Origin of the sequence: Pseudomonas sp., from assembly GCF_030696055.1 — a bacterium.
GTDB lineage: Bacteria > Pseudomonadota > Gammaproteobacteria > Pseudomonadales > Pseudomonadaceae > Aquipseudomonas.
In genome coordinates, this window is sequence record NZ_JAUYNP010000222.1 from 1 (window position 1) to 8,147 (window position 8,147).

General features: G+C 62.3%; 5 protein-coding genes. 2 read left to right on the forward strand and 3 right to left on the reverse strand.

Translation table 11 applies throughout. The features are described from left to right. Both Q8Q83_RS12930 and Q8Q83_RS12935 read left to right on the forward strand, forming a co-directional pair. Nucleotides 1-4,062 (forward strand): VCBS domain-containing protein (locus Q8Q83_RS12930; protein ID WP_305624326.1); only part of this gene is annotated, 4,062 nt, incomplete at its 5' end. Between the two features lie 71 nt (nt 4,063-4,133). Continuing rightward, on the forward strand, nt 4,134-4,472 hold the full coding sequence (locus Q8Q83_RS12935) for a tryptophan synthase subunit beta (RefSeq protein WP_305624328.1): 339 nt from the start codon (nt 4,134-4,136) through the stop codon (nt 4,470-4,472). A gap of 353 nt (nt 4,473-4,825) precedes the next feature. On the opposite strand, the gene lapD is transcribed toward Q8Q83_RS12935, so the two are convergent. From lapD to Q8Q83_RS12950, 3 genes are all read right to left on the reverse strand, one after another. After that, a complete protein-coding gene (gene lapD, locus Q8Q83_RS12940; protein WP_305624330.1) occupies nt 4,826-6,760 on the reverse strand; it encodes a cyclic di-GMP receptor LapD in 1,935 nt (644 codons plus the stop codon). Between the two features lie 22 nt (nt 6,761-6,782). Further along, nucleotides 6,783-7,460 carry a cysteine protease LapG gene (lapG, locus tag Q8Q83_RS12945; protein WP_305624334.1) on the reverse strand — a complete coding sequence of 226 codons (678 nt, stop codon included), beginning with the start codon at nt 7,458-7,460 and terminating at the stop codon, nt 6,783-6,785. Nucleotides 7,461-7,847: 387 nt separating this feature from the next. Next, nucleotides 7,848-8,147 (reverse strand): DUF1145 domain-containing protein (locus Q8Q83_RS12950; RefSeq protein WP_305624332.1); only part of this gene is annotated, 300 nt, incomplete at its 5' end.

An 8,147-nucleotide genomic window follows, 5' to 3' on the forward strand; every position in this document is an offset into this window, starting at 1 on the left:
AGCATCGCCGGCGACGCCAGCGGCGCGGTCAGCGAAGACGCGACCACTCCGACCCTCAGCGACAGCGGCAGCCTGAGCATCAGCGACGCCGACAGCGGCCAAGCCAGCTTCCAAACCACCGGCATCACCGCCAGCCCGGGCGCCCTCGGCAGCCTGAGCATCACCAGCGCCGGCGTCTGGACCTACAACGTTGCCAACGCCGACGTGCAATACCTCGCCGATGGCGAGACCAAGGTGGAAACCTTTAGCGTGCTCAGCGCCGATGGCACCGCGCATGACGTGGTCATCACCCTCACCGGCAGCAACGATGCTCCGACCCTCAACTCGGCCCTGACTGCAGCAGCCAACGAAGACACCGCCGGCTTCGACCTTGACCTGCTCGCCGGCGCGGCCGATGTCGACAACGGCGCGGTGCTGTCGGTCAGCAACGTGCAGGGTCTGGTCAATGGCCTGAGCCTCAATGGCGCCACCCTCAGCGTCGACCCGGCCCACGCCGACTTCCAGAGCCTGGCCGCCGGCGAAACCCGCGACATCGTCGTCAGCTATGACGTGATCGACGGCAACGGCGGCGTCACTCCACAAACCGCCACCATCACCATCACCGGCACTAACGATGCGCCGCTGATCCAAACCGCCTACACCAATGTCAACGGCCAGGGCTCCATCAGCAAACCCCAGGGGATGGACAATCACAGCATCGCCAATGCCATTGACCTAGACGGCCAGTTCGTCTTGGGCACTGACCCCGATGTCGCCAATGCGGGAAGCGTGCCTTTCGTTTCGATCAGCGCCATTGGCAATAACGCCTTCGACTATTACGCCTTCACTGTCACCCAAGCCGGCACCGCCACCTTCGATATCGACTACGGCATGAACCAGGGCGTCAGCTTCGACCCCTGGCTCAACCTCTACGATGCCGCGGGCACCCTTCTCGCCCAAAACGATGACGCCAGCATCGGCCTCGGCGGCGGCGGCAGCATTCATAATTATGATTCGTTCCTGAGCTACAGCTTCAGCCAACCCGGCACCTATTACATCGCCGTGGGTCGCTTCCCCAACACCAGCATCCCCACCGGTGGCACCTACGAACTGCAGGTATCCCTGCCCCACGCCATCACCGCGACAGACCTCAGCGAGCGTATCGATGGCAGCGCGGGTGAAAACACCGGCAGCCTGAATGCCAGTGGCAGCCTGCTGTTCAGCGATGTCGATCTGCTCGATGGCCACAGCGTCAGCAGCACCCTGCTGTCCAGTGTCGACTCCCTCGGCAGCGGCGCGGCCGCACGCGGCACCCTGACCGCCAGCATCGGCGATGCCAGCACAGGCGACGGCAGTGGCCGCATCGACTGGAGCTACAACGTCGACAACGCGGCACTGGACAACCTGGCCGCCGGCCAGGTACTGACCCTGATCTACCGCATCAGCGTCGCTGACGGTCACGGCGGAACCACGTCCCACGATGTCACCATCACCCTCACCGGCACCAACGACGCGCCCACCGTCAGCGCCATCAGCCGCACCAACAGCGAGGACGATGCCAGCTTCAGCCTCGACCTGCTAAGCGCAGCCAATGCGCAGGATGTCGACACGGGCACCAGCCTCAGCGTCACCGGCTATAGCGCCACCATCAACAGCGGCATCCTGCCGAACGGCGCGCTCAGCCTCGCGGCCGATGGTCGAACCCTGACTGTCGACCCCAATGCATTCAACTTCCTCAGTGCCGGTGAAACTCGCGTGATCACCGTCAGCTACAGCGTGTCCGATGGCACCACCAGCGTGCCGAACACCGCCACCCTGACCATCACCGGGACCAACGATGTGCCGGTGGCCCGCACTGATTCCGCCGTAGTCAATGAAGGTGCGTCCGTCATCATCAACCTGGCTGGCAACGACAGCGATGCCGACGATGGCCTGGACCTGAGCAGCATCAGCATCGTTACTGGCCCAGTCAACGGTACGCTCACCGTCAATGCCAACGGTACCGTCAGCTACCAGCACAACGGTAGCGAGACCACCGCCGACAGCTTCACCTACACCATCAAGGATGCCAGCGGTGCGACCTCCAACCCGGTCAGCGTCTCCGTCGGTGTCAACCCGATCAACGATGCGCCGGTGAATAGCCTGCCGAGTTATATCGTCAACGAAGACACTCCGCTCAAGTTGAGTGGCTTGTCGGTGACTGACGCCGACGCGACCTCGGGTGCTATCTCGGTGACCCTGGCAGTTGCCAGCGGCACTATCAGCGCGGCCACTGCCAGCGGTGTCACTGTGACCGGCTCGGGTAGCGGGACCCTGGTGCTGAGCGGTACGCTCGCCGATATCAACGCCTACCTGGCGGCACCAGCCACCCAACCGACTTACGTGCCGGTAGCCAATGCCAGCGGCGCTGTCACCCTGAGCATGACCAGCAACGACCTCGGCAACAGCGGAGCCGGCGGTGCGCGGAGCGATAGCGACACCAGCACCATCAGCATTACCCCGGTGGCCGATGCGGTTCCGGGCAGTGACGTCTCCCTGGTGATCGGCTCCCCGCTGACCAACACCATCAACTTCACCAACAGCAGCAATCTGCATGGTTTGCCCAGCTACACCTACGGCAACGGCATCACCGTATCCACTGGTGGTAACGGCACCTTCAACTGGTCGAACGGCAATGACGTAGGGGTCAACGGAGCTGGTGACAACGGTACGGAAGCCCAGCGGATCGAGGGCAGCGAAGCCATCACCTTCAACTTCCCCTCCGGCATGCAGTACATGGCCCTGCAGCTCAAGAACGCGGGCGACGACACAGTGCTGGTCCGTAGCGGACTCGAAGTGGGCGACCTTCCCAACGGAAGCGGAAGCATTTCCGGAGCTATCACCTCCTCGGGAGGCACCGTTTCGTCCTCCAATGCCAAGGTCAGCCTGGTACTGGAGGTGCTTAACGGCGGCACTACAAGTACGCTGACGCTGAACGCCACGGTCAACTCGGGCGGCACCTGGTCGGTGTCCTACAGCGGCGTTAGCGGGACCATCACCAAGGCAACCGTGGTGTCGATCATCGACGGCGACCTGTTCAACCAGGGCGGCAATACCTTGGCGAACGTGACCTATTCCATCAGCTCGGATATGCAGAGCCTGTCGATTGCCCAGGACTCCAGCAATACCTTCTCCGCCGGGCAAAACAACAACGGCTTCCAGATCGAGTACATCGCAGTAGATGCCAACCAGTCCGGCCAAACCAGCTATAGCTACCCGGTGGATCTCTATGCCGTGGTGCAGGATCAGGTCGGCACGGTGGAGAGCTTTACCAGCCTGACGCTAAGTGAACTCCCCGCGGGCTCGACCATCAGCGTGGTTGGCGCCAACGGCACCTATCAGGAGATAACGCCCAACGCTCAGGGTGAGTATGACTTGAGCGCCTTCACCTCTCTGCTGAGCACCGCGACAACCACATCGGGAACGGACAAGATCTACCTGACCACCAGTTCGGCGCTGCCCAGCGGTTTCGCCCCGACCCTGACCCTTGAGGTCAGCGACGGCGGCTCGAGCACAGCCAAAACCATTATCGGCGGGTCGGGTAATTCGACTTTCACCGGGGGTGCCGGCAATGACTACATCAGCGGTGGCGCAGGCAGCGATAACATCAACGGTGGCGCGGGCAACGACAAGCTGGACGGCGGAACCGGCGACGACATCCTGATCGGCGGCGCGGGCGACGACATTCTCTTTGGCGGCAGTGGCGCGGACAGCTTCGTCTGGCAAGCTGGCAATACCGGCAACGATGTGATCAAGGACCTCAACTTCAGCGAAGGCGACCGCATCGACCTGAGTGACTTGCTGCAAGGCGAGGAAAACAGCAGCGACATCACCCAGTACCTGCGAGTCGATACCGCCACCTCGACCCTGCTGATCAGCAGCACCGGCGTACTTAATGTCGATGGCAGCAATGCCGATGTCAGCATCAAGCTGGAGAACGGTGGTGCGCCGGTCAACCTGAACCCGGGCAACCTGAGTCAATCTGATCTGGTCAACTCGTTGATCGCCGGTGCCGATCCGCTGGTCAAGACCGACCATATCTGATCAACAGAACCCCGCTACCATAAGGGAGCGGGTTTTTTCGATTCAGGACAGCCACAAGCAAGGAGTGGTCGATGTTGTATGTGAAGCGTGATGAGTGGGGCAATCTGCAACGGGTCGAGGCGGCGCCTTTTGCCGGCATGGATGGCGAGTTGGCGGCGGACAGTCAGGAGGCCCAGGCCTGGTACGCCAACCAGACGGCCGAAAGCAGCCTGTTGCAACTCAAGCAAAGCGACCTGGACATGATCCGGGTACTGGAAGACTTGATCACCGTGCTGATCCGCAAAGGCGTGGTGCGCATCACCGACTTGCCGGAAGCGGCGCAGAGCAAACTGGTCGGCCGCAGCAAGGCGCGGGATGCCTTGGGGGGCTTGCACCGGTTGATCAATGACGACGAGTCGGAGCTGATCTAAGAACCTGTTCAAAGCCTGCTGCGCGTCGGCCCTGCTGCGTTAAAAACAGGCTCAGCAAGCCGCTTGCGGCTAACGCGCTTCAGCGCGATCCGAAGGGCGAGTGAAACGAGTAATGCTCATGTACAGCTCGTACACTCCGCTTCCTCGCCTGTTTTGACCAGCCATAGGCTGTTACTAACGTAGCGCCTTGCATGGCTCTAGCTCGCGAGACATTGAACAGGTTCTAGCAGCCTCTCCCAAGCCCTTCTCTGCTAACGAGAACCCTGTAGGAGCCAGCTTGCTGGCGATCTGGCCCTCGCTTGATCGCCAGCAAGCTGGCTCCTACAACCTTGCGTGCATCCCAGCGCGCAGCTTTACGCCCAAGGTCCCGGTTCGCCGAACAGGCGGCCCTGCACGCCCTCGATGCCCATGGCACGCAACACCTGCCACTCCCCTTGCGTCTCCACCCGCTCGGCGATCAAGGGCAAGTCGATGCTATTGGCCGCGCGCTGCATGGCCTCGATAAACAGGCGCTTGTCGTTTTCCTGGTCGATGGCGCGGATATAGCTGCCATCCACCTTGAGGTAAGCCAGGCCGAGTTTGGCCAGGTTGCCGATCATGCTGAAGCGCCCGCCAAAGTGCTGCAGGCCCAGGCCGAAGCCCAAGGCACGCAGACGCTGGGTCAAGGCCTCCAGGGCATTCTGTTCGGGCAGCTGATCTTCATCCAGCTCCAGGGTCAGGCGCGGCCCCAGGTGCGGGTATTGCTGCAACAACGCATAGAGCCTGGCCAGCGCCTGCGGCTCATTCACTGTGCTGCCGGAGAGGCTGAGCGCCACCTTCGCCGTGTGTTTATCCATCTGCGCCAATACCCAGCCGAGCATGGCCAGGTCGAGCCGTGCCGACCAACCGAAACGCTCCAGCCACGGCAGGAAACGCCCCGCCGCCACCAGCGCGCCCTGCTCATCGAGCAAGCGCGCCAGCACCTTGTGGTGCAACACCCGCTGGGGCTCAGCGGCGGCCACCACGGGCTGGAAGAACAGTTGGAAGCGCCCCTGCTCCAGCGCCCGATCCAGCAGGCGGTACCAGTTCTGCCGTTCATCCACGGCCTGCGCATGTTCGGCCTGTTGGCTAAAGGCCCAGCTTGGCTGCGCCTGACTCGCGGCCTGGGTCAGGGCGGCATCCAGGGCGCGATAGAGATCTTCACTGACATCGCCCGGGGCGAAGGCCGTCAGGCCGATATGCGCCACCGGCAGGCAATCGCTGGCCCCGGTCTGCTGCAGGCTGAGCAGGGCGCGCTCGAGATTTTCCGCCAACTGCTGGGCTTCGCTGCGCTGCAGCCCCGCCGCCAACACGGCGAATTCGCCACCGCGATTACGCGCCAGGACAAAGCGCCCCTGGCTGAGCTGCTGCAGTTGCTCGGCAATGGCCTTGAGCAGCTGGTCGGTGCGCTGGCCACCGAGGCGCTGGTTGAGCCCGGCCAGGTCGTTGACCCGCAGCAATAGCAGAAAGCCGCTGCAGGCCTGCTCCTCGACACTCAGGCGGGCATGCAGTTGCAGGTCGAAATAGCGCCGGTTGGCCAGACCGCTCAGGCTGTCCTGATAGGCCTCGGCACGCAGCACCTCGCTGCGCGCGGCCTCTTCGGCGAACAGCGCCTTGAGCTTGCCGACCATCTGGTTCATGGCATTCACCACCCGGCGGAACTCCGGGGTCTTGGGCAACTCGGGCAGGCTGAGGAACTCACGCCGGGCGATGGCATTGGATTGCTCGACCATATAGTCCAGCGGACGCAGCTGGCGCTTAAGCAGTAATACCCCCAGTGCAATACACAGCACACCACTGAGGGCCAACCAGAGCAGATTGCCCAAGGTGCTTTGCCAGAGCTTGCCGATGGCGAACAGCGGATGGCTGACCACTTGCACCTGGGCGGCCTGGCGCCAGCCATCGCTGACGATGGCATCGCCGCGCGCCGGGGCCAGATCGACCAGCTCGGCAAACCACTGCGGCGCCTCACCGGTGACCGGCACGCCGCTGCGTTCGACCAGCAACGCGCCACTGGCCGGATCGACCACGCGGATGCTCTCGAAATAGCCGCTGTCGAAGATCGAGCTGACCATCAGTTCGATCATCGCCACGTCCTTAACGTGCGGGCTCAGCGACAGGCCCAGGGCCGTGGCGGCATCCTGGGCGTGGGCGCGCAGCTGATTGACCTGCTGCTCGCGGGAGCTCTCCACGCTGACCAGGAAGCTGCCGGTGAAATTCACCAGCATCAGCACGCAGATGGCGATAAATAGCTGCTTGAACAATGACATCAATGGCTCCTTCGAACCGGCCTCAAGGGAAACCCTCGGCGCGCATTTTCTTTAACAAATCCTGCCAACGCGACAGCTTTTTACTGTCGCCCACCTGTTTGCCGGTCCCCGGCAGCCACAAGCCTTCGGCATTAAAGGAGTAAACCGGCAGCAAATCGCGACGCTGGCTGGCCGGTTCGATGGCATCGATCAGGTTATCCAGCACCAGCGGCATGGCCTGCGGATGGGCGTAATAGGTCAGCACCATATGCGCCTGGTTCAGTCGCAAAGCCTTGACGTAGGTGATGCGCAGCTTGGCGCTCGAGACCCCGAGCTGACGCAGACTGAAGTACTTGGCGATGGCGTAATCCTCGCAATCGGCGGCCCCGCGAAACAGCGCCTCGACCGGTGTGGCCCAGTAATCGCGCACCTTCCAGGTCTGGCTATCGTCGCGAAAGCGCAGGCGCAGATTGAAGAACCTATTGACCGCCCTAAGCTGCGCGAGCTCCTTCGCCCCGCCCTGCTCCTGCAGCAGGCGCTGCCAATCGTTGATCCGCCCACGGCCATCGCCCAGGGGCCCATACAGCTGTTCGGCCCGCTTGCTGATCTGGCTGAAATCCCAATCGGCCTGCAAGCTTCCCCCCGCCAAAAGGACCAGCAACAGCGCAGCCACCGACCAGACTTTATCCAGGTATGCACGCAGAACTTCGCGACGACCCATCTGCACCCTATGACTTCCCTGCATACGACGGCCGCCATGGTGCGTGCCGCACGGGCAAAACACAATCGCCGCGCAGGCGCATAGCTCAGCAACGCAGAGCTCTATAGAAGAGAACAGCCCCTAGGAGCTTGTCCGAGAATGCAGATTTTTGTAGGTTGGGCTGAGCTCCGCGAAGCCCAACATGCTGACCTTGTTGGGCTTCGTTCCTCAGCGCCAACCTACAATTTGCAGCCAATTGCTATTCTCGGACAGGCTCCTAGGATGGCCCAGGTGTAACGCCCCGTTAGGGCGCCGCTGCCGAGTCTAGGAAGGGTTATGACGATATCGCTGGCGCGCCGCCTGCTATCTGAGCGGCGGCCACTATTGAGGAGGCCAGCAAGCCCTGGCTCAGGCCTTGGGCAAACCGCGCAGATGCAGAAAGCCGAACAGCAGCACCTGCATACGCTCCAGCCAGGGTTGTGGCCGGGCCTGCAAGCGCGCCTGGAACAGCAGCGCTTCACCCATATGGACCAGCAGCATCAATCCCGCCGCCCAGTTGAGCCAGGCCTGCAGCGGCGCGGCAAAAGGATAGAACAGGTTAGCAGGCCGTTGAAAAACTACCTGCGTTGCCGATACGGCGTTAAAAACAGGCTCGGAATGCTCATTTACAGCTCGTAAACTCCGCTTCCTCGCCTGTTTTTGCCTTGT

Coding starts and splice junctions, on each gene's coding strand:
- Q8Q83_RS12935 (WP_305624328.1), top strand. CDS start 4,134: ATGTTGTATGTGAAGCGTGATGAGTGGGGCAATCTGCAACGGGTCGAG.
- lapD (WP_305624330.1), bottom strand. CDS start 6,760: ATGTCATTGTTCAAGCAGCTATTTATCGCCATCTGCGTGCTGATGCTG.
- lapG (WP_305624334.1), bottom strand. CDS start 7,460: ATGGGTCGTCGCGAAGTTCTGCGTGCATACCTGGATAAAGTCTGGTCG.